The sequence below is a fragment of the Bacillus sp. ISL-78 genome, from assembly GCF_018613455.1.
Lineage (GTDB): Bacteria > Bacillota > Bacilli > Bacillales > DSM-1321 > Peribacillus > Peribacillus frigoritolerans.
In genome coordinates this window covers 27,047-53,832 of the sequence record NZ_JAGGQC010000001.1, presented here as the reverse complement: position 1 = coordinate 53,832, position 26,786 = coordinate 27,047, and the positions used below count along the sequence as shown (strand labels likewise).

Genomic DNA, 26,786 nt, shown 5'->3' with positions numbered 1-26,786 from the left:
AAGGATGTGAGGTGATGACAAAGTATGTTGGACAAAGTTATAAGCGAAAAGAAGATTATCGATTACTTACAGGTAAAAGTCAATTTGTCGCTGATATTAAGCTAACCGATATGGTAGAAGCAGTAGTGATTAGGAGCACGTATGCACATGCACTTATTAAAAATATTGATAAAACGGCTGCTGAAAAATTGCCTGGAGTTCAAGCCGTTATTATCGCAAGCGATATAGAAGGGAAGGTAAAACCTCTTCCTTCACTTTCAGAGTTTTCTTTACCAAAAAATTTATTAGATTCTATAAAACCTGTGATAAAACCTTGCCCTGAAGATTTGCTTGCGAAAAATCATGTAGTGTATGTGGGGCAACCAGTTGCAATCATTGTTGCTGAAGATAGATATATTGCTGAAGATGCAGCCGCATTAGTAAAAATTGAATATGAAGCTTTAAAGCCTGTAACAGACCCTTATGAGGGAATGGATGACGGTGCGCCAACTATCCATCCCCATTTAGGTAATAATATTCAAGCACAATTTGATTTATCTATTGGTAACACCAAAGATGTATTTATTAAAGCGGACCATGTTTTAGAAACGAAAATCAAAACCCCTCGGGTAACTGCTAGTCCGATGGAAACACGTGGGGTTGTCGCGGAGTATGACACAAGATTAGATAGATTGGAAGTTTGGTCATCTACCCAAGTCAATTATATGGTGCGGACGAACTTATCCAAGCTATTAAGCCTGGATGAAAACAAAATAAGAGTGATTGCTCCTGATATGGGTGGGGGATTTGGGGCAAAATGTGCAGTATATCCTGAAGAAATTTTAATTCCATATTTAGCGAAGGTTTTAGAAAGACCTGTTCGATGGATTGAAGATCGATTAGAGCATATGATGAGTACCAGACATGCCCGGGATCAAATTCATAAAGTTAAAGTTGCTTATGAAAACGATGGTACAATCTTAGGAATACAAGATGAATTTGTTGTTGATAACGGGGCATATAATCCCTTATTGTTAACTGTTTCCTATAATACTGCTGCACATATGAGAGGGCTATATAAAATTGATCATTTTGACATTAAAGGGTACTGTGTGTTGACAAACAAAGCACCAAATATTGCATATCGCGGAGCTGGGCGTCCTGAAGCTGTTTATGTAATGGATCGTGTGATTGATATGATTGCTGAACAATTAGATGTGGATCCGATTGATATTATGCTGAAAAACATGATCAAGCATGAGGATATGCCCTACGATCAAGGAATGTACTATCGGGATGGTTTCAAAGTCATCTATGATAGCGGAGATTATCCAGCCAGTTTTAAGAAAGCTCTTAAATTAGCAGATTATGAAGCTTTCCGCAGTAACCAAAAAGAACTAAAAAGTCAGGGAAAGTACGTTGGAATTGGAATATCCTCGTATGTAGAGGGAACTGGGATTGGGCCATATGAAGGGGCAATTGTTCGTTTAGATGAAACAGGAAAGTTTATTGTGAGTGTAGGATCAACTCCACACGGACAAAGCCATGAAACAACATTCTCTCAAATATGTGCGGATGAATTAATGGTGAGCCCTGATGATGTTACCGTTAGGGCGGGCGATACAGATGTCGTTCCCTTCGGTATAGGAACTTTTGCAAGCCGCAGTGCAGTAACAGCTGGAAATGCCGTTCACATAGCTTCAAAAAAGTTACGTGGAAAAATCATTGAAATTGCAAGTGTTTTATTAGGGGAAAATACTGAACAATTAATATTAAAAAATGGGAAAATATTCAATCCGATAACACCAGATAAAATCGTCTCGCTTAACGATATCATTCAAGCATCAAGACCTGGGCAAAACTGTAAACTTCCGGAAGACATGGAGCCGAACTTAGAAACTTCACATTATTTTTCACCTGAAACGGTTACGTATTCTTCTGGGTTTCATATTGCAATAGTCGAGGTTGACAAAGAAACAGGATATGTAACAATCCTAAAATATATCGTTGTAGATGATTGTGGAAGAATGTTAAACCCAATGATTGTGGCTGGACAAGTTCAAGGAGGCGTCGCACAAGGAATAGGCGCGGCTCTTTATGAGGAAATTGTCTATGATGATATCGGACAACTAATGACTGGTACATATATGGATTATTTAGTTCCTACATCCATAGAAATACCTGATGTTGTCATGGGTGAGGTAACATCTTTATCGACTAGAAATCCGATGGGTATCAAAGGTGTAGGGGAAGCAGGAACCATTTCTCCGCCAGCAGCAATTGCTAATGCTGTAAGAGATGCCTTACATCCATTAAAAATTGAAATTACCGATTTGCCATTAAGCCCAAGTCGAATTTTTCATTTAATAAAGGAAGCAGAATTTCAACGACAACAATGAACTCATTAAAGATAAGATAAAAATTCAGGGAATCAGATGGAATCTCCCTCAATACAAACTGAGATTCCATCTGTCCCTAAAGTATTAAATATTATAGCTTGAAATTTTTTCTTAGTTAGTAGATTATTTAATTCTTTTGAAAGGGCTTAAATAATTAATTAAATGAATAGGGGTGTTGCGGTTGAATCAATCTAATAATCTTAATGTAGTAAGTAGAAAACAAATGATCACAGCTATTAGTGCATCAATAGTAGGTTGGGCGTTTGATTTGTTTGATCTTTTTATACTATTATTTGTTGCACCTACAATCGGAAAATTATTCTTTCCAACAAGTGACCCGATGTTACAACTTGCAGCAACATATGCTTCTTTTGCGGTAACATTATTAATGCGGCCAGTTGGATCAGCTTTATTCGGCTCTTATGCGGATCGATATGGAAGAAAGCGAGCAATGATCATTGCGGTTGTTGGTGTAGGTGTTGCTACGGCACTTTTTGGAACATTACCGACATACGGTAAAATTGGAATAGCAGCTACGGTGTTATTTATCATTTTACGATTAATTCAAGGGGTGTTCGTAGGAGGCGTTGTAGCATCTACACATACTATTGGAACTGAGACTGTTTCTCCTAAATACCGTGGATTAATGTCTGGGTTAATAGGAGGCGGTGGAGCGGGATTAGGTGCTTTAATGGCTTCTATAGTATTTCTTGCTGTTACATCACTTTTTCCAGGGCCTGAATTCGAGGTATGGGGCTGGAGAGTTATGTTCTTTACTGGGATTATTAGTTCTATTTTTGGTATATTTATATTTAGATCACTTGAAGAGTCACCGGCATGGGTTCATGCTCAAAAAGAAAATAGTAAAGTAAATAAACCCCAAAAAACGCCCATACGGACACTTTTTAGCCGACAATATTTATTTACACTAATTGTAAATTTATTATTAACAATTGGTGGAGGAACAGCGTATTATCTTACAGCAGGATATCTTCCAACATTTCTCAAAGTGGTTAATGAAACATCATCTAACATTGTATCTACTACTTTAATCATCACTAGCATTATAATGATAATATCAACTGCATTTGGAGGGTATATAAGTGATGTAATTGGGAGAAAAAAGACATTTTTAATTTCTGGTGTTATTTGTTTATTGGGGCTCCCACTACTTTTTAAGCAGTTGGGACAAGCTACTGATGGAACCTCGATTATAATATATGCATCTATTATAGTTTTTTTAGCACAGATAACATATGCTCCAACACTTATTTTTTTAAATGAAAGGTTCCCTACTGCTATTCGCTCAACCGGTACGGGGTTATCATGGAATCTTGGTTTCGCAATAGGAGGAACAATGCCGACTTTCGTTTCTTTAGCAAGTGAAACTCCGCAAAGCATTCCTGTTGTTTTGGGCTACTTTTTTATTGGGGTGTTTATACTTTATTTAATAGGAAGTTTGATAATCCCAGAAACGAAAGGGAAAATGGTGGAATCAAATGAAAAGTTATCACAAAACAAAACAGTGACTTTATAAGTAGTCACTAATTGTCCGTAGGGACACCATATTTATTTTTGGCATAATCTTACCGCTCTCAATAAAGATCACCATTTGTTGCTCGAATTCACAATATTCACTCTATTATATATTGTGCCTCTTCTATTGACAATCAATATGCGCTTAAAATATTATTAGATTAAGCTATTAGTATTGAGGTGGTAATTTTGGTTGATAAGTTAGATACTAGTGATCGGCTCTTATATGCAGCAATTAATTTAATAGCTGAAAAGGGTTATAAAGCAGTTTCGACAAAAGAAATTGCAAAAGAAGCGTCTGTTAGTGAAATGACATTATATCGTCATTTCGGCACAAAACAAAGCGTTTTAGATGCGGCTATTGACCGATTCTATTATTCAGCTTCGATGCAAGAACTTTTTGAAAAAAATATTGTTTGGAATTTAGAAAAAGATTTGTTGATGATAAGCGAATCTTATTATAAATTAATGAAGAAAAATCAAAAAATTATTCTTATCGCATTTAAAGAAGGGAATTCAATAGAAGGATTGTTTAATCAAATTAATAAACATCCACGTCAATTAAAGGAGCATCTAATTAGGTATTTTTTAGAAATGCAACAAAAAGGAAAGATACAATTCGAAGTCAATGTTGAAAGTTTGGCGATGGTTTATTTATATATGATGTATGGAGAGTTTGTTTCACGTAATTTTGTAGATGGACATCAAATAACTTCAATAGATGCTGATAAATTTATTAAAACTGTAGTTCAGTTATTTATAAGTGCACTGAAAGTAAAGGTTAGTAATTTATAACTTAATTGTGAGTTATTGCAAACTAACGTAAAAATATAATTGGGGGAATACTTGAAAGCTTTTGGCCGGAAGAATTTTAGTAGGATGTTAAACGATTGATAATGGCGGCTGGAGTAATTGTTTATATATCTTACTTGTGATGTATCTCGATCCTGATCCATTTCTTGTTCCTAGAGCACCTAAACAAAGTGAATACAACAAATGCGAAAGCCCGATTGAAATGAAGCTTTATAATGATCTTACCTTAAATGGGTATCAGGTTTTTACTCTAAGTATAAAGTTGGGCCATATCGTCCAGAAGCAGGTATGAATGAGGACTATCCTCACTTCCAACCGGTTTTAAGTAGACCGATTAACTGGGATCTTATTCGACAACAGTATGGACAAATCATTAAGTATGCAACTGTGTCAATTTCCTTTAAATTGCTAGCTTATGAAGCTAATCTAATTCTTTTTGATTTTGGGCAGACTTCATCCTTTGGTGAACTTGCTTCTTTTTGATCATACGCATCGCTTCTATTCCACTCAAAATATTATTGGCTGTTCGAAAAGATTTCAATCCTAACATCGCACGAACACTCTTTTTAATAAAACGATGGTCTTGTTCCACGATGTTATTAAGATATTTTACCTGTCTTATTTGGATGCCTACGGGCATCTTTTTCTTTTTCTCTTTCTTCATCTCTTCAATTGCTATAGGGCTTAGTGACAGGGTAGCTGCTCTAGACCGCAAAGTATCATATAAAATGGATGTGATGTTATGCCTCAGGTCAAGGATGTTATGCTTAACGATGTCATCTGTGTACAAAAAAGGGAGATACCATTCGCCATTTACTCATGGTGTCATATAGATAATCGAAAAGTGTTTTGTATCCCTTGAAAATCGTTTTAATATGGATTCGGTAGAAGCAGTACCCACACCAATTAAAAAAAACGATAACGCAATCGTCAATTCGACTCCCCATTGTTCCCTTAGTTTTCTACAAGTAAGCAAAAAATATCTATACAAAAAATAGGGAGGGCAGTAAGTAAACTAATCGCAACGCTAGACATCTCTTAATCCGCCTGAATATTTTTTAGAACTGGTGAGGTCGATGTGATAGAAGCTCATAAGTTCATGGATATAATAAACAAAAAAAATTCCAAACTACATAGTAAATCTTGATGAATTTTTGGTATACTATAGTTAACTTTTTGTTTAATTGTTAATTATAGTTGAACTATTTGTACATCATAATATAATTATCGAGCATAGTCAATTTGAAAGGTGTGAAAATGTGAAAGAGGAAAATATTGACTTATCTAGTCATGTAGGGCTTAATCTAAGAGAAATTCGCAGAAACAAAAGGATTAGTCTTGAAGAGTTGGCGAGTTTAAGTAATGTTAGTAAATTAACGTTAGGAAAAATTGAAAGAGGGGAAACAAATCCGACAGTTAATATCCTTTGGAAAATATGTAGAGGATTAAATATTCCCCTAGTATCTTTATTAACATTCGAAGAAGATATTAAAGTACACCGATTTGTATCTAATTACCATTTCGTAGGGCATAATGATGATTGGTTTATCGACCCATTATTTAAAGCTTTTGGCACAGAATGGTATAGAGCATGCATCGAACCAAATAGTGAGTACAGTGAGCTTCATTTAGCTGGTTCCGAAGAAATCGTCCTTGTATTAAATGGCCAATTGGAGATAAGAGTAGGAGGGAAAACCCATCAATTAAACAAATGGGATGCTATTAAATTTAAAGGAGAAGAATTTCATACGTACATTAACCGCTCTAACGAAAAAGTATATCTAATGCTAGCTTTAGCCTATAAAACTCCTTAAACCAAAAGTAAAACTTCTTCATTTGAGATTTATCTGCCTAAATTGCATGTACTCACTTCCAGTAAAGTGTTCAAAGTTAGTACCGCCACAATCCATGTCGTCACAAAACGTGAATAATATGACCAGTTGCAGACGGAAATGAACTGGAACCAATAGAACCAGCCTATCCTAGTGAAGTAGTAAAACGCTATCGATATAAAGGAACAAATACAGAAGCTGGGCGTTGGGATATGCGAACCATTAGTCGAAGTCAAGGGTGTCCATGTGACGTGGAATCTGAAGCCCTAGACAAATCCACGGTCTGAGGTACACGAATCACATTTGAGGTTCTTACTTTCAGGACGAACCTGCAGAACAAGGTAAAGTCCTAAATATCCCCGGATGAGGTAGGAATAAATGTGGCAGATATGTGGAGAAAGTGGATGAACATACCCTGGGTGATCTCTTAGTACCCCGTTAGAGAACCTACCTAGTGATAAGTAACTGTACGAAAGAAGCGACTATGTTAGAGTCATTTACAAGATAGCAAGGACACAGCCAATTGAGGACTGCTAAAGAGTGAATATTCGAAAAATAGGAGCATCTTTAATAGAGTGGAGTTACTCTTGTACAACCTCAACATCATAAGGACAATATGAAATTTACTAAAACATTAATTAAAAAAATATTGGAAAGTAATAATCTAAACCAAGCTTTTGAAAGGGTTAGAAGAAATAAAGGAGTAGCAGGAGTCGATGCGAAAGATATAGAAGCTACTCGCCTATATTTTAAGGAAAATGGTGAAGAGATTATCCAACTGATTAAAAAAGGTAAATACAAACCTAAACCAGTAAGAAGGGTTCAAATACCTAAGCCAAACGGAGGGTTTCGAAACCTTGGAATACCAACTGTGACGATAGGTTCTTCAACAAGCCGTTGTACAGATGTTGACACCTATTTACGAACCACAATTTAGTCAATATAGTTACGGATTTAGACGGAACAAAAGTGCACATCAAGCCTTAGAACAAGCAAGGCAGTACATAGAAGATGGGTACAACTTCGTCGTAGATATTGACCTTAAAGGATTTAGCGACATTAATTTAGAACAAGATAGCTTTTACATATCCTCAAGAAAATATGCATTTGGATCAAAAGAGCCCTTAAATACGGAAATAGCGTAATTCCTATTCCTGAATTGGGCACGATTTTTAAAGAGCCTCAAAAGTAGATGATAATTAAGATGGAATCCTACACAAAAGAAGTATATTTTATTATATATTTTAATACATAATTGGGTGTTTGTTTAGTATCACGATTTTATCACTTTACATTTTCAAATGATATTGCAAAGGTTGGTTTAAAATGAATTTAGAAACTGATGATCCAAAACAAGTTGTTTTACAAGTTGGGGGAGTACTAAAAAAAAGTATTTAAGTCTTGAAGAACTATCAGAATTATCGGGTGTAAGTAAGCTAACGCTAGGAAATATAGAACGCGGAGAAACAAATCCAACAATAGAGATGTTATGGGAATTTTCAAAAAATTTATCCATACCACTCATGGCTTTATTCTCAACCGAAAGCAATGTGAATCTGTCTCGAGCCGGGGAAGGACTACGAATTGTTGGGGACGGAAATAACTGGGCAATTGAACCGATTTTCCAAAATGCAAATATAATATCGAAAAGTACCTTGCTTATTTACAGCCAAATAGCTCCTACCATCCAGAAAAACATCATCATAATACAACGGAACTTATAACTGTCATGTCTGGAACCATTACAATTAACGTTAATAATGAATCATATACCCTAAATCAATATGATTCAATTAGTTCTACAAATGGCACACATTCATTTGCCAATCATACCAACGATGTTGTTGTTCTCCATATCATATTGAAATACGGAATCTGAATTTCTTTTCTCCTAGCTTATCCTAATACAAGGAATGCTTCAATCCATTAGTGGACCGGGGCATTCCTTTAATTTGTTTAAAATAGTTCTATATTCAAGGGTAGACAAATCTAAATAAATATATTATAGTGTTATTTGTTGTAGAAAAGGTATATTATAATATACAAATATGTTCAGTTACGAATATTGTTCTTTCGTATATCATTCATCTTTAAAGTAAATCATAATGAACAAACTACAAAACATGAGTTTTTCAAAAAGCTAGGAGGAAATAGGATGGGTTCAATGGATCAAGTAATTAAAAAGGAGAATAAAGGTGCCATTTCAACTGTTGGCAAATCTGCAGTTTGGATAATGATTGTTGGTATTGTATTTATTGCTGCTAACTTACGGGCCCCTTTGACCTCGGTAGGGCCAATAGTTGGTCTTATTAAGGATGATATGAGTATTTCAAATACATTGGCGGGTATGGTTACCACGCTGCCATTATTAGCCTTTGCGCTTTTTTCACCTATTGTACCCAAGTTAGGACAAAAATTGGGGGTAGAACGAATTATTTTTGGTTCCATCGTCTTTTTGACTGTCGGCATTGTTATACGTTCCCTATCAGGGATTGCTGCTTTATATATAGGTACTGCTCTTCTTGGTTTGGCTATCTCCGTCGGTAATGTATTGTTACCTGGCCTGATCAAACGTGAATTTCCTGAACGCATTGGCTTAATGACTGGCGTGTATTCCATTTCTATGAATTTATTTGGAGCAATAGCTTCTGGTGTTAGTGTTCCTATCGCAATCGGATTAGGATTTGGCTGGAAAGGTGCAATGGGAATTTGGGGGATTTTAAGCTTTATATCTATTTTATTTTGGTTACCACAGATGAAACATCGTAACGTGAAAAGGGATACCGTTCATAATAAAACGGCTGACAGTCATGTGAATTTGTGGGGTTCGGCACTAGCGTGGCAAGTAACCCTGTTTATGGGACTGCAATCCATGATCTTTTATGTACTTGTTGCCTGGCTGCCAGAAATTCTTAAGCAGCAGGGATTGAATTCAAGTCAGTCTGGCTTGATGCTTTCCGTTATGCTATTGGCTTTGCTCCCATTTACCTTCATTGTCCCAGTCATCGCAGGGCGCATGTCCGGTCAACGTTCGTTAGTGACCATTACAGCGATTTTACTTTTAATCGGGACGTTTGGGTTACTATATGGTAGTTCGAATTTAATCGTTTTGTGGATCATCGCTCTAGGCATAGGAGGAGGCTTCGCATTCAGCCTATCCATGATGTTTTTCGGCTTACGTACAGAGAATGCGCAACAGGCCGCGGAATTATCCGGTATGGCCCAATCGATTGGATACCTGCTTGCGGCTGTTGGCCCAACCCTATTTGGGTTTATACATGATGCAACCAATAGCTGGACGATTCCACTTTTAATATTAGTTGGCGCATCGGTTCTACTCTTTATATTTGGTCTTGGTGCGGCCAGAGATCGATATATAGGTTCTGCCCAACAGTAAAACATATAATTTTGGAATGAAAGGATAATGAATATGTTTAATAAAATTCTTGTCGCTATAGACGAATCCGATATGAATAGCAAAGTATTGGAGGCAACGTTGAGTATTGCCAATAATGGGAAATCTCATGTAACACTAGTGAATGTTAGTAAGGAAAATGTAACAACGGGTTTAACATATGTACCAGAAGATTATCTGGAGGAAGTATTAAATGAATTGGAAAAGTCGAGTATACGAATACTGGAAAGGGCCAAAACCAAACTAATATCTGCTGGGGGAATGTCCATAGAAACAATCCATCTTAAAGGAGACCCTGCTCATCAAATTTTAGAATATGCCAAAGAACATGAACAGGAACTTATTATCATTGGCAGACGTGGACTTAGTGGAATGAAGGAATTAATGCTTGGTAGTGTCAGCCATAAGGTCGCTCAGTTATCAAAATGTCCTGTCTTAATTGTTCATTGATGAGAACATGATTAAATATTTTCTGTCTAGGGGGGCCCCCTATAATAGTTTTTGGGAACTACTCCCCCATTAAAGTGCCTAATCGTAATATAAGGTTAGCCAGGTAATCTAAACTGTACCCTTTGTAAAGGACGTTAAAAAAGGTTAGGCCACACAAAGAAGATGATTTCTGTATTCTACAGGGGTCATCTTCTTTAAATTCCTTTGGTATCTAAACCTATTATAATACGTCATATAACTTCTTATTTCCTTTTTAAGTTCTGCATATCAAAAGCCTCAAAAACATGTTCTCGCAGCAATCGATCCTTTTCTATACCGATCACGTCCTTTTTTAGAGTACTAGAATAAGTATTGAGAGATTACTTGCAAGTTTCTTAAAGTTTTTGCACCAGAATCGGTTATCAAGGGATAATAGGATATTGAAGATTCATAATTTTATTGACAACTGTCTTTCCTGTATATTAGCATTAGATTGTTGTTAGTTTGTACTAACTAACAAACTGACTAACGATCTACCATAAGGAGGTACAACATATGTGAGGAATTAATCCTAAAAAATGAGTTTGCTCTTTCTGTGAAAGTAGGGTCATTCACCGAATGGCGATAGGGGGAAGAAAAGTGTCGAATTCGGAACATGAAAATCCACTAGAAACGAATATAAAAACACTGATTCATAAGAGAAAAATTGGAATGCGCTGGTGGCTTGGAATTATCTTTATTTTTATAGGTCTGGTTTCCTATATGGATCGGGCGAACATGTCTGTTGTAGCTGTACCAATGATGAAAGAATTAAATATGAATAAGGTCCAATTCGGTTTTTTAGCCTCATCCTTTTTTCTTGGTTATGCACTTTTTCAAATTCCAAGTGGAATAATTTCTGAAAAATTTGGTGTACGACGAATTATAACTTTTGCTATGATTTGGTGGTCAATATTTACAGCGCTGACAGCTGCATTCTCTTCATATATATTCCTTAGTTTGGTTAGATTCCTTTTTGGAGTTGGAGAAGCTCCCTTGGCCCCAGCTAACGCGGTTTTTAATTCATTTTGGTTTCAAAAACAGGAAAAAGGTCGTGCAGTTAGTTTATTACTAGTAGGGCAGTTCTTTGGCCCAGTTATTGCGCCAGGGATCTCAGTTGCACTTTTAGCAGCATTCGGATGGCGAAGTGTTTTTTATTTATTTGCCATCCCGGGTATCGTAATTAGCATATTCTGGTATATCGTGAGTCGCGATAAGCCAGAAATGCATTCTTGGGTTTCTGAATATGAGAAAAATCTTATTCTTACAAATCGTGATATTTCTAATGCCGATCATAAGAGGACCCCTTGGAAAGATTTTTTAGGCAATACCCAATTTTGGGCAGTCGGATTACAGTATTTTATTGTTGTGTATATGACCACATTATTCATCACTTGGTTACCAACATACCTAATTGAAGCTCGTCACTTTTCTCTAACAAAAATGGGGGTAGCAGCAAGCTTTCCATTTCTTGCAATCTGTTTATTGATGCTAGCAGGTGGTGTAATTTCAGATTATCTTATACAAAAAGGGAAAAGCCTTATGGTAGCTCGAGGTGGATTAGCAATAACAGGTTTAATTATTTTTATTATAACGATTAATTTAGCGTCACTTACTAATAATCCATTTTTAAATGTACTTTGGTTAACAATAGCTCTTGGCTCACTTGGTCTTCCCGTAGTACAATCATGGGCAGTCGCAAACGATTTAGGTAAGCAGTTTGCGGGTTCAGTGAGTGGTTGGATGAATTTTTGGGGAAACATAGGAGCCGTACTCTCTCCAATTATATGTGGCTGGACTGCACAACAAATGGGTTGGAATATAGCCTTAATGATAAATTCTGTGCCCGTCTTGTTTGCTGCTGTCATATGGTTCTTTATTAAACCTGATAAACAGCTTGTGAAATAAAAACAGATAATCGGACGCTTTCCTTGCATAGGGAAGTGCCCATTCTCTATTTAACGGTATTTGCTTTTCGGAGACCCTTAATCCACCTTTTCGTGAAATCTATACTTTAGGGGTAAAGAATCCTAATTTGATAAGGGTTTTACATTGAAGACATATAAACAACGTGTACTCTTGACGGTTCTGGTGCCAAAATAACTCATTTATAAAAGTGTAGTTTACGGAGTTATTTCTTAGCATTCATAACCTTTTACTGCAAGAATAGTCATTATATAGAACAAAATAACGTCTGTAAGGAAAAACTGAAATAAATTGGAGTTTTTCCGATTAACAAATGAATTAAAAACACACAACATAATATGCAAACAGAACTTAATAAAAAAAGATATTTCCTAACTTATTTAACAGGATAAGGAATTCAAAAAAGGATCAGGGAATGCTGCTAAATTTCCTGATCCTTTTTTATTTAAGGGGGGTCTTAGACCTCAAGTAGATTTCATGCTTCGATAAATAAGAAAATTAATCCTAATGACTGTTGTGTAAAGAAGCATTGTTTTAACATAAATTATCTTTGACCTTCACTAAAAATTCAGGGATTTCTTTGATGGATAGCCTAAAAATGCTATCAAAAGATATAATCATGTTATTTTATAATAAACCTCGTTAGAATATAAAAAAATACCTATATTTTTATTTGTCTACAGGCTTGTAGCATTTATAACCTTTAGAAGAAGGTGATGATTAACAGTTTGTTGTAAGGGTTGAAGAAAATGATGATTTCTTTAACTTGATGATAAAGTGGGGGAGTAAACAATCCATTTATGCGTAAAATTTCAGTTTTACGAATAAATGGACATGAGAATGAATGTTTGGTATAATCTTCATATAATAATTAAGGGAGCGTGTCTTATGTATACAGAGATGTTTCAAACCATTCAAGATACTCTCATAAAAAAAATAGATCCCGTTTTCATTATTATCTTCGGTTCTTATGCCAAAAAATCTACACATAAAGACAGTGATATCGATATTGCTTTCTACTGTGAGAATCAATCGCTTACTACATATGAAGTTTTTCAGCTGGCTCAGGAATTGGCAGATATTCTGAAAGTTGAGGTGGATTTGGTCAATATCCGTACAGCATCCACGGTATTTAAAGCCCAGATATATACTACCGGTACCATTATATATTCGGCGAATGACACTCTTCTTAAAAACCTCCAAATGACTGCACTAAGCATGTACGCTAAATTGAACGAGGAACGCGAAAATATCATTAAAAAAATAGGAGAAAGTGGGACCATCTATGAAGAATGATGTGATATTGAACAAAATCAGTGTTATAGAACGTTGCATGAACCGGGTTAAGGTCGTATACGAAAACAATCCAGAAAACCTGAAGGACTATACCAAACAAGACTCAATCATACTCAATATACAAAGGGCCTGCGAAGCGTCGATCGACTTGGCTATGCATATTGTAGCTGAACAGAAATTAGGATTGCCCCAAACCAGCAGAGATGCTTTTGACATGCTTCACGGGGCTTTAATTATCGATGAAAATACGGTCAAACGATTAAAGGCCATGGTGGGTTTCAGAAACATAGCCGTTCATGATTACCAGACGGTTAATCTAGACATTTTGCAGCAAATTGTTGCGAACCATCTTGAGGATTTCACAGACTATACAAAACAAATCCTCAAATTTTAATAAAGGAGTTTTATATGAATTACAAAATCCGTGTTTATGATCTACATACAAATAAAGAAACAATCAAGGTAGATAAAATCTTTGAAACGAAAGATGCTGCTGAATCTGCTATCGAAAACCATAAACTTAAAAATCCAGAAAAATATGAGTATGTAAAAGTTCCTGTGAAAAGTTAATTATTTCACTCCTATCCTTCTGTAGGACCTTTTACGTTAGTAGTTAGTAACTTGAACATAACATTATTATGTAAACAACTATTCGTAAAAATTGAATTTTACGCATAAATTAAACTTAAAAAGGAGTCAATCAATGGCCAATACCAGACAACATCAAGTCCATGAGCAGAAATTGGAACAGCTGGTTAAGTCCATGCCTTTCTATATCGTTGAATATGTTGACAATAAATTGGATACCCGTTCCCCTTCCACCCTCTTGAATTACGTTCTTGATTATAAATTATTCTTGGAGTGGCTGATTGCGGAAGGCATTGCTGATCAGGAGCATATTAAAGATATCCCCTTATCCGTGCTGGAAAAGTTGAAATTGATCGAAGCCCAATCCTTTATAAAATTTTTAGAACGGAGAAATATCCCGATCAATAAGAAGGAAACAAAAAAAGCGGAAAAAGTATCCGTCAATCGGAAAATTTCAGCACTACGTTCCCTTTTCAAATATTTAACGACTCAGACAGAAAATGAGGAAGGCGAACCTTACTTCTATCGAAATGTTATGTTGAAAATTGAAGTGAATAAAGTGAAAGAAACGTTGGGGGCACGTGCTTCCAGAATATCGACAAAGATTTTCCACAATGATGAGGATGCCCGGTTTCTTGAATTCGTGAAACATGACTATGAAAAGGAGCTACCTGAAAAGTCCAGGAAACTCATTTACTTTAAAAGGGACAAGGAACGTGATTTTGCGATCTTATCTCTCTTCTTAGGAAGTGGAATTCGAGTGAATGAGTTATCTAACTTAAGGCTACGAGACTTGGATTTCGAGGAAAAACAAATACATGTTTTACGTAAGGGCGGAAAAAAGGATGTAGTGGCTGTCTCTCCTCCGTCCATGCAGGACATAAAAGAATACCTAGCTGTACGAACGGAACGTTATAGGGGATCAAACGAAGATACGGCCTATGTATTCTTGACTAGGGTGAATGATGGAGCCACCCCTCTTTCCAACCGCGCCATCGAGGCTTTAGTAAAGAAATACACGAAGGCCTTTAAGTCCAATAAATCCATGTCTCCACACAAACTGAGGCATACCTATGGAACGAATTTAATGGAACAATCAGGAGATATTCATTTGCTGATGACTCAACTTGGTCATACTTCAACCACAACAGCTGCCCTCTATACAAATCCTGAACAAGAGAAGGCTAAAAAGGCTGCGAAACTCCTGGGAGAGAGAAGAACAAATTATCTTGAAAAGGACTGAATGAAAAAAGAGAAGATTTTTCTAGTCTTCTCTTTTTTAGTTTTGAATGTAAATCTCGATAAAGTTACTGGTACGCTTTGTTTGAAGAACCAAATTCACGAATTTTGCCTATAACTGTTTCTTTAATCGCCTCACGACCTGGACCAATAAATTTACGTGGATCATACACATCAGAGTCTGCATTTAATACTTCACGCACTACTTTTGTAAATGAAATTTGATTTTCTGTATTTACATTGATTTTAGCTGTTCCTAACGAGATTGACTTTTGAATTTGATCTGTTGGGATACCTGTACCACCGTGTAAAACAAGAGGTAAACCGGTTGTTTTACAAATTCGTTTCATCTCTTCAAATCCTAAGTTCGGTTCCCCCTTGTAAGGTCCATGAATAGAACCTAACGCAGGTGCCAAACAATCAATACTAGTAAGCTTCACTAACTCTTCACATTCTTGTGGATCTGCGTAGATAACACCCTCTGCAATCACATCATCTTCCTGTCCACCAACAGTACCTAACTCAGCTTCAACAGATACCCCACGCTCATGAGCATATTCCACTACCATTTTGGTGATTTCCACATTTTCTTTAAATGGATGGTGAGAAGCGTCAATCATCACTGATGTAAACCCAGCTTCAATGGCAGCTTTACATTTTTCAAAACTAGAACCGTGGTCTAAATGGATCGCGACAGGAACAGTGATATTCATTTCCTCGATAAGAACTTTTACCATCGCAGTTACTACTTTAAATCCACCTACATAACGAGCTGCCCCCTCAGATACACCGAGGATAACTGGAGATTTTTCTTCTTGAGCTGCAGCTAAAATAGCCTGTGTCCATTCCAAATTATTGATGTTGAATTGGCCAACCGCATACCCTTCTACTAACGCCTTGTTTAACATCTCTTTCATTGAAGTTAAAGCCATATTAATATCCCCCTTAATAATAGACCCAAACCTTTTATTTTTTGTAAGGGTCGTTATGTAAATCAATCATACATACTATTTACAACTTATATCCCAATTTTTTGTATACGATAATTGTATTCGCCAGTGTTCTATAACCAACTATTCTATGCATAGTACATGTCAGTATTCAATTTATGCTTCATATGTTCTTATTTTATTGATACGGTTTTTATGTCTACCACCATCAAAAGGTGTTGTTAACCATATTTTTGCAATATCACGAGCTAGACCTGGACCAATCACACGCTCTCCCATAGCTAATATGTTGGTATCGTTATGTTCTCTCGTTGCCTTAGCACTAAACATATCATGCACAAGTGCACAACGTATTCCCTTTACTTTGTTGGCTGCAATGCTCATTCCAATACCTGTTCCGCAAATTAAGATCCCACGGTCCACTTCTCCTTTTGCAACCTTTTCAGCTACTGGCAGGGCATAATCCGGATAGTCAACAGATGTACTGCACTCACAGCCCATATCTTCATATTCAATATTCATTTCTTTTAACAGAGAAATAATCTCTTTACGAATATTTATACCACCGTGATCAGAAGCAATGACTACTTTCATATTTTCTTCCTCCTAAGTTACTGCGCTTGATTCCGAGAACCAAAAAGAGTATTTTTTTCACCCACTGTAGCTTTAATCGCTCCGGGCCGGGTAGGATATGTTTCCTCCTAATTTATCATGATTTACATAGATTTCTGCTTCTTCCACTATATAGATAGAGTTCGTGCTAATTGATACAAGGACATATCAATTTCATGAACTTGTTTCTCAGCTTGCTCAAAAGATTTATAGACAATTTTCCCACTATTAAAACCTACCATATTCCCGCCATGTCCATCGATTAGCAAATCGACAGCTTTTGCACCCATTTGACTACCTATCATTCGATCGTATGCAGTTGGGGTTCCTCCGCGTTGAAGATAGCCTAAAACAATAACCCTTGTATCTAACTTAAATCGGTCCCTTAATGCAACGCTGATATCCTCAGCTCTACAAACACCTTCGGCAACGACAATAATACTATGCATTTTCCCGCGATTACGCCCACATGTAATTCTTTCAAAAATATCCTCTATTCGATAGGAAGCTTCAGGAATGATAATGGATTCTGCACCTGAACATAATCCAGCCCATAAGGCAATGTCTCCAGCTCCACGTCCCATAACTTCTACAACGGAGGTTCGCTCATGTGAAAAGGCAGTATCACGAATTTTATCAATTGCATCAATCGCAGTACTGACGGCTGTATTAAAACCAATAGAGTACTCTGTACCAGCAATATCATTATCAATTGTCCCAGGTATTCCAACTACTGGAACACCTTTTTTACCTAATTTTCTAGCTCCAATAAAAGAACCATCACCACCAACGACAACCAAACCATCAATTCCATATTTATTTAATTGATTAAAAGCCGTTTTTTGTCCTTCTTCTGTTTTGAATCGTTCACTTCGTGAGGTCCGTAAAATCGTGCCGCCGCGGTGAATAATATCGCCTACACTTCCTAATGTCATCGGAGTGATATATCCTTCTAATAAACCCTCATAACCATTATGAATTCCAAATACATCCATCCCTTTATAAATTCCTCTTCTTACTACCGCACGAATAGCCGCATTCATGCCTGGTGCATCACCACCGCTTGTTAAAACCGCAATTTTCCTCATAATCGGCCTTCTTTCATTCGATATAATCGGATAAGTCTTTATTTGATTCACAAGAATGTATAATTTCTACCACTTATAATAAATTTTAATAGTAATAAACCTTAATCTTGAATGTAAAAGAGGCTGTTCTATAAGTTGACTCCTCGACTTATAGAACAGCCTCTTTTCATGATTAAACCTATTTATGTTTGCATTTATATTAACTTCTTTTGAGGCAATCGTTTTCTGTACGACTAATCATTCGGAGTGATTAGTCCATATGTTGTCCACCGTTGATATCGATATCTTCACCATTGATATAAGCTGCTTCTTCAGATGCTAGGAAAGCGATGGTAGCTGCAATATCTTTTGTTTCCCCTGGTCTTCCGGCTGGAATATTGGCAATAATGCCGTCTGCTTGTTCTTTCGGAAGCGACTTCCAAATTTCAGTGTTGATTAATCCTGGTGCTACTGAGTTTACTGTAATACCATCTTGTGCCACTTCACGAGCCATGTTTTTAGAGAAACCAAGAACCGCAGCTTTTGATGCAGAGTAGTGAGCACCACCGAATACTCCACCGCCACGCTTACCAGATACTGAAGAAAGGTTGATGATTCTTCCGTACTTTTGTTCTTTCATGACTTTCGCAGTTGCTTGAGAACATAGGAATAAACCAAACATATTGACATTGAAGATACGTTTGATATCATCTAGGGTCATATCTTCTACTGTTACTTTTTGTGAAATACCAGCGTTATTTACTAGGATATCAAGACGTCCAAATTCTTTAAGAACCTCTTCAACCATTTTATCTACAGATTCTTTGCTTGTCACATCAAGTTGAACACCTAATACTTGACTGCCCGTTTCTTCTTTAATCACGTCCACTGTCTCTTGAACGCCTTCCATATTAATATCAGCAATAACCACTGCTGCACCTTGACGAGCAAGGGTTAAGGCGATTTCACGTCCAATTCCTTTTGCTGAACCACTTCCTGTTACGATGGCTACACGATTAGTTAATTCAAACATTAATGTATTCCTCCTAGGTTAGGGAAACATGGGGACTGTTCCCATGTTTCCAATTTTAATCTTATAAACTCTTATTTAGTAAAACAGAGGGTTCTGATGTTGTTGGAAACTCAAGAACCGTCTCCGTGTTTCAATTTAAAAGTTCTTTTGCATTAGCAACTATGTTTTCTACTGTGATGCCGTTTAGTTCAAGTAACTTTTCATAAGGCGCTGATTGGCCGAATTGGTCTTGAACACCGATACGCTTTACTTTTCCTTTACCGGCTTCAGCTACTACTTCACTTACCGCACTTCCAAGGCCATTAAGGATGTTGTGGTCTTCTACTGTTACGATTTTCCCGATTTCTACGCACTCTAACACAGCTTCTTTATCAAGTGGTTTTATAGTGTGCATGTCTAATAGCTTAACTGAGATGCCTTCTTTTTCTAGTTCTCTGGTAGCTTCTAATGCTAGACGAACAGTGTCACCGTTTGCGATGATTGCAACGTCAGTTCCGTTTTGGATTTCTTTTGCTTTTCCAATTACGAACTCTTCGCTTTCATCATAGATGAATGGCATGGCGTCTCTTGTGAAACGAAGATATACAGGTCCTTGGATTTCTGCAGCTTGAGCGACTAATTTTCTAGTAGAGTTATAATCTGCACCCATAACCACCGTCATGTTCGGAATTGTTCTATATACACCCATATCTTCGATTGCTTGGTGACTCCCACCGTCATTCGCTGGAGTTAAACCACCGTGAGAGCAAGCGATTTTAACATTTAAGTTTGGATAACAAGCTTCTTGGCGAATTTGCTCAGTCATTCGTAATGAACCGAATACAGCGTATGTGCTGATGAATGGAATTTTACCAGTTGCCGCAAGACCTGCAGCTAAACCTGCAGCGTTTTGTTCAGCGATCCCAACGTTTACGTGTTGGTTTGGTAGTTCTTTAGCAAATTTAGTTGTTTTACATGATTTACCGATATCAATATCCACAACATAAATGTCTTTATTATTTTTCCCTAATTCTACAATTTCATCACCGAATGCTTCTCTAGTAGCTTTTTTTGTTTGGATGTCTTTTGCTAAAACTGTCATTATCTTAACCCCCTTGCTACTTCTGCGATTGCTTGTTCATATTGTTCTTTGTTTGGAGCAACTCCGTGCCAATCAACAACATCTTCCATGAATGAAACGCCGCGGCCTTTTACTGTGTTTGCAATAATCGCTTTTGGCCTACCGTTCTTTGAACCTCTAATCTCATCTAATGTAGCTACGATTTCTTCCATTGAATGTCCGTCGATTCTCTTAGTTTCAAAACCGAATGCAGCAAATTTAACTTCTAAATCGTGGTTTGGCATAACTTCTTCGGTTGTACCATCAATTTGAAGACCATTGTCATCAACGAATACAACTAAGTTATCTAGTTGATACTTGGCAGCTGATTGAGCGGCTTCCCAGATTTGACCTTCTTGAGCTTCTCCATCACCAACCATGGCAAATACACGGTAATCTTTCTCATCACGCTTTCCAGCTAATGCCATTCCGACTGCGCAAGATAGTCCTTGACCAAGTGATCCTGTTGAAATATCGATCCCAGGACATTTCTTCATATCAGGATGTCCTTGGAAAGGGGAACCGTATTGTCTTAAGGTATGAATCGTTTCATATGGTACAAATCCCCGCAAAGCTAGTGCAGAATATTGGATTGGACAAACATGTCCTTTTGATAAAACAAATCGATCGCGATCTTCCCATTTTGGATTTTGCGGGTCGATGTTCATTTCTCTAAAGTAAAGAGTGGTAACGATATCTGCAGCAGATAAGGATCCGCCTGGATGTCCCGATTGTGCTTCGTAAACCATTGTTAGTGCTGTTTGTCTAAGCTCGATGGCTTTTTGCTTTAATTCTTCAACACTTAATTTCATTTTTGTCACCTCGGAAGTTTTTTTATAGAATTCTCCTAGTTGTCTTATTATATCGTTGTCTACTTGTCTACTAAGTACCTTATAGGTTTAATATAAATCTATTGTTTATCCTTGTCAATACATTTTAAGAAAACCTTTTCATTAGTTTTATCAATTCAATTATTTTGCCGGCTTTACTAACATAATAGGAAAATATCTATTTTTAATATTTTTTAATAGATCAATGTCTTTGATTCTATCTGCACGTAAACTACTACAAGTACAATGTGAAATTTTGTTATTATAATCAAGTTTAATCAAATCATTTTCTTTCATTGCTTAATGACGATTATTACAATACAGGTCCATTTAAAATCACGCTTTCTATAATGATTGATATACTAATAGTAGTACCAGACAAATGAATTATATTCCCTTTGTCTAGATACCATACTTTTATATAAATATATCTAGTATTAATACAAAGATTAATCCAGCAATAGCAGTTATAGTTGAAATTACACTGTATGTTGCAAATGTCTCTTTCATATCCATTCCCATGTATTCTTTAACAATCCAGAAGGCTGCATCATTTACATTAGATGCCATACAGCTTCCGGCACCAGTTGCAAGAGTAACTAATACTAAGTTAACGTCGGGAGTTTGAGCTAACATTGGCATAACTAGACCAGCAGTCGATAAAGTAGCAACTGTTCCAGATCCTAACGCGACACGTAATAATGCTGCTACTAACCATGCAAGAATTAGTGGATTAATAGATGAACCTAAGAATATTTCTGCAATATAATCACCCACACCACCATCGATAAGTACTTGTTTTATGGCTCCGCCACCACCAATGATTATCCTAAGGCATTTATGGATGAACCACATGAATCCATCATCTTCTTAATTGGAATATTTCTTCTGATTCCCATTGTATAAACAGCAAACAAGAACGAAAGTAAAATCGCTACGGATGCATTACCTATAAATCGAATCACCATAAAAAATAAATTATCTCCTAAACCTGCTGCACCTTGAATTGCATTAACAATAGCTCCAATAGCCATTAATATGACGGGAAAGGTAGCGGTAAAAACACTAATGCCAAATCCCGGTGTATCTTCTAAATCAATATGTTTTTGTTCCTCTAATTGAGAAAGCTCTCTCTTTTTCTTGAATATTTCTGGCATTAGTTTTCCAATAAGCCTAGGATACAAAATCCCAGCAATGATAACTGTTGGAATTGCAATGATAGTACCAACAACTAATACAGTACCTACATCTGCGCCATATACTGCTGCAACAGCAGTCGCACCTGGATGTGGTGGTAAGAAAGAGTGAGTGACTAATAAAGTTGCAGCCATTGGGAGACCTAACTTGACAATCGATATATTTAACTCTTTTGAAATGGTAAAGATAATCGGAATTAATAATACAAAGGCAACTTCATAAAACAATGTGATTCCTACGATAAATGAAGCAGATACAACCGCCCACTGTATTTTCTTTTTACCAAATTTATTGATTAAAGTAACAGCGATACGATGGGATCCTCCGGCATTAGCAATTAATCTTCCTAGCATAGCACCAATTCCAAAGATAAGACCAATATGACCTAGTGTCCCTCCTAAACCGTGTTCAATTGTCGCAGCAATTGATTCCGGTGGTATTCCCAAGAACAAAGCCAAAAGAAATGAGACAATAATTAAGGATACAAAGGTATTTAGTTTAAATTTCATTATTAAGATAAGTAGTAGTAAAACACCAATAGCTGTTATTAATAATGGCATGAATAACCCTCCAAATCTATCATTTCAACATTCTTCCTCATTTACATCCAGTTAAACTTAAATTGATTCCACTCATTGTTAGGATTAAACTTTTATTTCCAGAAATGCACGTTATTATTAATTTATGTAAAATACTCTTCTAAAATAAATATTCTAGTTTGTGAATCTAGATATTAATTTCATATATAGCGCTTTCAATTTTTAATATAGTAACGGAGAAAATGGTACACAGATATAGTTATTCACAATTAACATTTAATCATTGTGTTCAGCAATATGATCTTCTCTTACCTTAATTTTTAGCTTTGTTTTCAAGTGCCCTTTTCTAATAAATCATTTAAACTTACTTAGACAATTAATCATTTCCCTAGCAGCCTCCATAATGCCTCTATACAACGAGATGATAACCCTTTCATTTTATTTATTAGAAGATGTAAGCTATTAACCTTTTCACCTGTAGATACTAGACATATTAATTTATAGGACTATTTCATTGTAAACTTGTCTACTAAGTAGATATCGTAAGTATAATTTTATATTTATATAGTGTCAACCCATATCAAATACTTTAATTTACTAATTTTTCATACCATAAACATGACAAATGGACTTTCTAATAAGTCCATTGTCGCTTTTATGGTGTCATGTCACTACTATTTAAATATAAAATCATTACCTCTTACTACCGCACGAATAGCTACATTCATTCCTGATACATCACCACAACTTGTTAAATCGGCAACTCTACCCATAACCCCCTTACATTCTTTGGGGTATTGATATATGATTTTGTTTTTGGATCATAAGAATACTTCTATAAATTATTACCAGATTCATAAATAAGTAGGATTGAATATAAAAAGGGTCATTCATAGTTGACTGCTCAACTTATGAATGACCCTTTTCCTACCAAATTATTTATTTTTACATTAAGTGTTTGTCACTTCAGAACTTTTTTTAGAACTATTTTCTAGGCTTCTCATTTGTTTTCCCTGGCAATACGAAAAACTTTTCACTTTTTTATAATCAAAATTCGATTTAAGAAAATCCAGCAACTATATAGCAATCCGCCGTAGTTTCTTAATTGTATTGATGACTCTAATCGGATTACATGTTAGCGATATTTTTTTCAACAGACGCATTTTCTCCTTTAACTAGAGACTTTCCTGATACTTTAACTAAAGTAACGACGATGATGGCACTTACTATTAAGCTTATACCTAGGAAAATCATACTTATATGGAAGTTACCTGTTAAATCTCTAATCCAACCTACAATATATGGACCAAAGAAACCACCAAGGTTACCGATACTGTTAATCAAGGCAATCGCACCACCTGCGGCTGCTCCAGTTAAGAAAGAAGGTGGGATAGCCCAGAATGGGGAGTAAGCACCGAACGCTCCACTTAAACTAATCGTTAATAATCCAAATGCTAACCATACATTTGTTTCTAGAACAAATGTAGCTGCTACCATGGCAACCGCACTTATAGATAAACATGCTGCCACATGCCAACGTCTTTCGTTCTTTTTATCAGAGTGGATTCCTACAAAGTACATCACAATCATCGCGAAAAAGTACATAGCACCAATTACCCAGCCCAATGATTGCATGCTTAAACCTGTTTGCTCGGACAGTCCATTCGTGATGGTTGGTAAGAACATTACAATTCCATAATACCCAATCATCCAGAAAAAATATCCAACAGATAAAATTAAAACATCTCGATCTTTTAACGCTTGCGTGAAAGTATAGTGTTTAACTGCCTGCTTTTCTAACTGTTCTTTAGTTGTAACATCAATTAACCATTTCTTTTCATCTTTTGTTAACCAGTTTGCTTTTTCGATTGAATCATCAAGATAGAAGTAGCAAATAACACCTAGAATAATGGCAGGAATTGCTTCTAATACAAATAACCATTGCCATCCAGAGAACCCTAACCAATCAATACCTAGAAAAAAGGTTGAAAGTGGTGAACCAATTGCATTTGCTGCTGGGATTGCAATCATAAATCCAGCAATGGCTTTAGCATGGTGCTTAGATTGATAGAAACCGCTTAAATAGTGAACCATACAAGGATAGAAACTAGCTTCAGCAATCCCTAGTAAGAAACGAGCAGTATAGAATTGCCAAGGTTCTGTTATGAAAGCCATAAGGACCGCTATAATCCCCCAAGTGACCATAATACGGCTTATCCATTTTCTAGCTCCAACTTTGCTCATCATAGCGCTTCCAGGTACTTCTAAAAGGAAATACCCAAGGAAGAAAATTCCTGCTCCTAAACCGAAAACAGCATCTGAGAACCCTAAATCTTGATTCATTTGTAGTGCTGCAAACCCTATATTAACCCGGTCTAGAATTGAAATGGTAAAGCACAGGAATAAAAACGGAATTAACCTCATTGTTACTTTTTTGGTAGTAGATTGTTCTAATTGATGTGCATTCATCCTAAACAACTCCTTAGTTCCGGACTATTTATGGTACATTGTTCATAGTTATAGCAATATAGCGGAGTAAACGTTTACAATTTTATCTACCTCTTATATTGGAAAATTCTTCTTACTGTTGTAGAGAAATTTTAACTTTTTGTTATTTTCATAGAAACTATGAAGGATTAAATCATTAAAATTTTAATAATACCTTTATCACATCTTCGAGCTTCTCATCAACAATCTTCATACCAGTCTTGGCCTCTTCGATGGGTAATATCTTTGAAATAAACAATGAGGTATCAAACATGCCAGTTGCAATGGCATCCGCCGCGATTTCAAAATCATCTCTCGTATACATATTGGAGCCGATAATCTGGATTTCTTTATTTTGAAGATAGGAAATTTCAATTTCGGGTTTCTTTCCAAATAGAGCTACTTCGGAGACCTTGCCTCCCCTTTTTACTATCCTAAAAGAATCATTCAATACTGCTTGGATTCCAACGGCTATAAATACATGATCGACTCCGTCTCCGTTTGTTTTTTTTAGTATCGTTTCAATGGCATCTACTTTTGATGTCTGAATTGGGTGGGTAGCTCCAAGTCTCTTCGCAATTTCCAAGTTGTATTCCAATGCATCTGTAATGAATATTTTTGTTGCACCTGAGTTTCTTGCTGCTAATAAAATTCCTAACCCAATTGGACCCGCGCCCAAAATGGCCAATTTATCACCAAGACCGACTTTTGCTTTTCTGACAGCGTGTATACCAACCGCTAGCGGCTCAATCAAAGCACCTTGTTCAAAGGACACATTATTCGGTAATGGTACGACCGTGCTTTCTGGAACAACTATAAATTCACCGAACGATCCTGTCCATTCTTGTGTACCTAATACTTTTTTGTTTTCACAAATATTATATTCCCCAGACCGACAGCGCTTACAAGTACCACATCCGTAATGGGGTTCTACCGTAACTCGATCACCTATAGTAACACTCGATACTTCATTTCCTACATCCACTACTATTCCTGCTAGTTCATGCCCTGAGATAACTGGGGGAACCCGAAAAGGGTGTGTTCCATGATAAGCGTGTACTTCTGAACCACATATTCCAGTCACCTTCACTTGAATTTTCACTTCATGGCTTTGTTTGATATTGGGCGTGTCAACCTGATTTACTACAACAGAATATGGTTTATCAATTACTGCAGCTCTCAAATAGACCCTCCTATCTTTAACATCATTTAGTATCTTAATAGACATGTAAAACACTTTTCATAAACACTAAAATCCAACCCTAAAGCGCTTACACTTCTTTTAAAAAAGATGGTATAAGCTTGGATATACTAAATGTTTATAGTTTACACAATCTAATCATTTAATATGTTGATTAAAAGGTGCTTTTTGTTACTTAGCGTCTTTACTACTTGTCTAACAAGTAACCTTATATTAACAGTTTACTTACAATCTATGGTTATCGTCAAGTACTTTTAATCAAAATATAATTGAGTACCTC

At 36.3% G+C, this 26,786-nt stretch carries 21 protein-coding genes and 5 pseudogenes; 15 read left to right on the top strand and 11 right to left on the bottom strand.

Going from position 1 to position 26,786, the window contains the following annotated elements:
• The first annotated feature begins 14 nt into the window (after positions 1-14).
• The 4 genes and pseudogenes from J7I96_RS00275 to J7I96_RS27805 form a co-directional block, all read left to right on the top strand.
• Positions 15-2,378: a xanthine dehydrogenase family protein molybdopterin-binding subunit gene (locus J7I96_RS00275; RefSeq protein ID WP_214810102.1), complete on the top strand. Its 2,364-nt coding sequence runs from the start codon at positions 15-17 to the stop codon at positions 2,376-2,378.
• A gap of 181 nt (positions 2,379-2,559) precedes the next feature.
• Positions 2,560-3,915, top strand: a complete 1,356-nt coding sequence (locus J7I96_RS00270) for an MFS transporter (protein WP_251029061.1) — start codon at positions 2,560-2,562, stop codon at positions 3,913-3,915.
• Positions 3,916-4,103: 188 nt separating this feature from the next.
• Positions 4,104-4,709 carry a TetR/AcrR family transcriptional regulator gene (locus tag J7I96_RS00265; protein ID WP_251025332.1) on the top strand — a complete coding sequence of 202 codons (606 nt, stop codon included), beginning with the start codon at positions 4,104-4,106 and terminating at the stop codon, positions 4,707-4,709.
• A 288-nt stretch (positions 4,710-4,997) separates the two neighbouring features.
• Positions 4,998-5,210, top strand: a pseudogene (locus tag J7I96_RS27805) (Tn3 family transposase); the annotation flags it as partial.
• On the opposite strand, the pseudogene J7I96_RS00255 reads toward J7I96_RS27805, so the two are convergent.
• Positions 5,149-5,409 (bottom strand): annotated as a pseudogene (locus J7I96_RS00255) (DDE-type integrase/transposase/recombinase); the annotation flags it as partial. The pseudogenes J7I96_RS27805 and J7I96_RS00255 sit on opposite strands and share 62 nt — an antisense overlap.
• 577 nt (positions 5,410-5,986) lie before the next feature.
• On the opposite strand from J7I96_RS00255, the gene J7I96_RS00250 reads away from it, so the two are divergent.
• The 6 genes and pseudogenes from J7I96_RS00250 to J7I96_RS00230 all read left to right on the top strand — a co-directional run bounded on the left by J7I96_RS00250 (position 5,987) and on the right by J7I96_RS00230 (position 10,424).
• Positions 5,987-6,541 carry a helix-turn-helix domain-containing protein gene (locus J7I96_RS00250; RefSeq protein WP_214810103.1) on the top strand — a complete coding sequence of 185 codons (555 nt, stop codon included), beginning with the start codon at positions 5,987-5,989 and terminating at the stop codon, positions 6,539-6,541.
• A 634-nt stretch (positions 6,542-7,175) separates the two neighbouring features.
• A complete protein-coding gene (locus J7I96_RS27800; protein ID WP_251025334.1) occupies positions 7,176-7,496 on the top strand; it encodes a hypothetical protein in 321 nt (106 codons plus the stop codon).
• 505 nt (positions 7,497-8,001) lie between these two features.
• Positions 8,002-8,283: pseudogene (locus J7I96_RS27790) on the top strand (hypothetical protein); the annotation flags it as partial.
• A complete protein-coding gene (locus tag J7I96_RS27785; RefSeq protein WP_309487198.1) occupies positions 8,202-8,438 on the top strand; it encodes a cupin domain-containing protein in 237 nt (78 codons plus the stop codon). The pseudogene J7I96_RS27790 and the gene J7I96_RS27785, both read left to right, overlap by 82 nt.
• A gap of 276 nt (positions 8,439-8,714) precedes the next feature.
• Complete coding sequence (locus J7I96_RS00235; RefSeq protein ID WP_214772912.1) at positions 8,715-9,956, top strand: CynX/NimT family MFS transporter; 1,242 nt, start codon at positions 8,715-8,717, stop codon at positions 9,954-9,956.
• A 33-nt stretch (positions 9,957-9,989) separates the two neighbouring features.
• Complete coding sequence (locus J7I96_RS00230) at positions 9,990-10,424, top strand: universal stress protein (RefSeq protein WP_214772913.1); 435 nt, start codon at positions 9,990-9,992, stop codon at positions 10,422-10,424.
• A 144-nt stretch (positions 10,425-10,568) separates the two neighbouring features.
• Here J7I96_RS00230 and J7I96_RS00225 read toward each other — a convergent pair.
• Positions 10,569-10,691: pseudogene (locus J7I96_RS00225) on the bottom strand (IS3 family transposase); the annotation flags it as partial.
• A gap of 351 nt (positions 10,692-11,042) precedes the next feature.
• Here J7I96_RS00225 and J7I96_RS00220 point away from each other — a divergent pair.
• From J7I96_RS00220 to xerS, 5 genes are all read left to right on the top strand, one after another.
• Positions 11,043-12,350: an MFS transporter gene (locus J7I96_RS00220; protein ID WP_311315150.1), complete on the top strand. Its 1,308-nt coding sequence runs from the start codon at positions 11,043-11,045 to the stop codon at positions 12,348-12,350.
• 906 nt (positions 12,351-13,256) lie between these two features.
• Positions 13,257-13,664 carry a type VII toxin-antitoxin system MntA family adenylyltransferase antitoxin gene (mntA, locus tag J7I96_RS00215; protein WP_214922280.1) on the top strand — a complete coding sequence of 136 codons (408 nt, stop codon included), beginning with the start codon at positions 13,257-13,259 and terminating at the stop codon, positions 13,662-13,664.
• Complete coding sequence (gene hepT / locus J7I96_RS00210) at positions 13,654-14,058, top strand: type VII toxin-antitoxin system HepT family RNase toxin (RefSeq protein WP_214772916.1); 405 nt, start codon at positions 13,654-13,656, stop codon at positions 14,056-14,058. The genes mntA and hepT overlap by 11 nt, the downstream gene beginning before the upstream one ends.
• A 14-nt stretch (positions 14,059-14,072) precedes the next feature.
• A complete protein-coding gene (locus tag J7I96_RS00205) occupies positions 14,073-14,234 on the top strand; it encodes a hypothetical protein (protein ID WP_214772917.1) in 162 nt (53 codons plus the stop codon).
• Between the two features lie 133 nt (positions 14,235-14,367).
• Entirely contained in the window at positions 14,368-15,495 is a 1,128-nt protein-coding gene (gene xerS / locus J7I96_RS00200) for a tyrosine recombinase XerS (RefSeq protein WP_214772918.1), read from the top strand.
• Between the two features lie 64 nt (positions 15,496-15,559).
• Here xerS and J7I96_RS00195 read toward each other — a convergent pair whose 3' ends face one another.
• From J7I96_RS00195 to J7I96_RS00155, 9 genes and pseudogenes are all read right to left on the bottom strand, one after another.
• Positions 15,560-16,423, bottom strand: coding sequence for a class II fructose-bisphosphate aldolase (locus J7I96_RS00195; protein ID WP_096340520.1), 864 nt, complete (start codon positions 16,421-16,423; stop codon positions 15,560-15,562).
• A gap of 174 nt (positions 16,424-16,597) precedes the next feature.
• On the bottom strand, positions 16,598-17,035 hold the full coding sequence (gene rpiB / locus J7I96_RS00190; RefSeq protein WP_214772919.1) for a ribose 5-phosphate isomerase B: 438 nt from the start codon (positions 17,033-17,035) through the stop codon (positions 16,598-16,600).
• Positions 17,036-17,181: 146 nt separating this feature from the next.
• The gene (gene pfkA / locus J7I96_RS00185; RefSeq protein ID WP_214748193.1) at positions 17,182-18,141 is read right to left on the bottom strand and encodes a 6-phosphofructokinase; all 960 of its coding nucleotides are present in this window, start codon (positions 18,139-18,141) and stop codon (positions 17,182-17,184) included.
• 250 nt (positions 18,142-18,391) lie between these two features.
• Positions 18,392-19,153, bottom strand: coding sequence for an SDR family NAD(P)-dependent oxidoreductase (locus tag J7I96_RS00180; RefSeq protein WP_214748189.1), 762 nt, complete (start codon positions 19,151-19,153; stop codon positions 18,392-18,394).
• A 130-nt stretch (positions 19,154-19,283) separates the two neighbouring features.
• Positions 19,284-20,234, bottom strand: a complete 951-nt coding sequence (locus J7I96_RS00175) for a transketolase family protein (protein WP_095394096.1) — start codon at positions 20,232-20,234, stop codon at positions 19,284-19,286.
• On the bottom strand, positions 20,234-21,064 hold the full coding sequence (locus J7I96_RS00170) for a transketolase (RefSeq protein WP_082854670.1): 831 nt from the start codon (positions 21,062-21,064) through the stop codon (positions 20,234-20,236). Before J7I96_RS00170 ends, J7I96_RS00175 begins: the two co-directional genes overlap by 1 nt.
• Before the next feature lie 435 nt (positions 21,065-21,499).
• Positions 21,500-22,839 (bottom strand): annotated as a pseudogene (locus J7I96_RS00165) (gluconate:H+ symporter).
• A gap of 1,107 nt (positions 22,840-23,946) precedes the next feature.
• Complete coding sequence (locus tag J7I96_RS00160; RefSeq protein ID WP_214922278.1) at positions 23,947-25,287, bottom strand: MFS transporter; 1,341 nt, start codon at positions 25,285-25,287, stop codon at positions 23,947-23,949.
• A 175-nt stretch (positions 25,288-25,462) separates the two neighbouring features.
• Positions 25,463-26,488, bottom strand: coding sequence for a zinc-dependent alcohol dehydrogenase (locus J7I96_RS00155; RefSeq protein ID WP_214922276.1), 1,026 nt, complete (start codon positions 26,486-26,488; stop codon positions 25,463-25,465).
• Between the last annotated feature and the right edge of the window lie 298 nt (positions 26,489-26,786).

Bases quoted from the DNA above. Each gene is read 5' to 3' on its own strand.
- J7I96_RS00170 (WP_082854670.1), bottom strand. From the start codon at position 21,064: ATGAAATTAAGTGTTGAAGAATTAAAGCAAAAAGCCATCGAGCTTAGA.
- J7I96_RS00235 (WP_214772912.1), top strand. From the start codon at position 8,715: ATGGGTTCAATGGATCAAGTAATTAAAAAGGAGAATAAAGGTGCCATT.
- J7I96_RS00175 (WP_095394096.1), bottom strand. From the start codon at position 20,234: ATGACAGTTTTAGCAAAAGACATCCAAACAAAAAAAGCTACTAGAGAA.
- J7I96_RS27800 (WP_251025334.1), top strand. From the start codon at position 7,176: ATGAAATTTACTAAAACATTAATTAAAAAAATATTGGAAAGTAATAAT.
- hepT (WP_214772916.1), top strand. From the start codon at position 13,654: ATGAAGAATGATGTGATATTGAACAAAATCAGTGTTATAGAACGTTGC.
- J7I96_RS00205 (WP_214772917.1), top strand. From the start codon at position 14,073: ATGAATTACAAAATCCGTGTTTATGATCTACATACAAATAAAGAAACA.
- J7I96_RS00230 (WP_214772913.1), top strand. From the start codon at position 9,990: ATGTTTAATAAAATTCTTGTCGCTATAGACGAATCCGATATGAATAGC.
- J7I96_RS00275 (WP_214810102.1), top strand. From the start codon at position 15: ATGACAAAGTATGTTGGACAAAGTTATAAGCGAAAAGAAGATTATCGA.
- J7I96_RS00195 (WP_096340520.1), bottom strand. From the start codon at position 16,423: ATGGCTTTAACTTCAATGAAAGAGATGTTAAACAAGGCGTTAGTAGAA.
- pfkA (WP_214748193.1), bottom strand. From the start codon at position 18,141: ATGAGGAAAATTGCGGTTTTAACAAGCGGTGGTGATGCACCAGGCATG.
- rpiB (WP_214772919.1), bottom strand. From the start codon at position 17,035: ATGAAAGTAGTCATTGCTTCTGATCACGGTGGTATAAATATTCGTAAA.
- mntA (WP_214922280.1), top strand. From the start codon at position 13,257: ATGTATACAGAGATGTTTCAAACCATTCAAGATACTCTCATAAAAAAA.
- J7I96_RS00160 (WP_214922278.1), bottom strand. From the start codon at position 25,287: ATGAATGCACATCAATTAGAACAATCTACTACCAAAAAAGTAACAATG.
- xerS (WP_214772918.1), top strand. From the start codon at position 14,368: ATGGCCAATACCAGACAACATCAAGTCCATGAGCAGAAATTGGAACAG.
- J7I96_RS00180 (WP_214748189.1), bottom strand. From the start codon at position 19,153: ATGTTTGAATTAACTAATCGTGTAGCCATCGTAACAGGAAGTGGTTCA.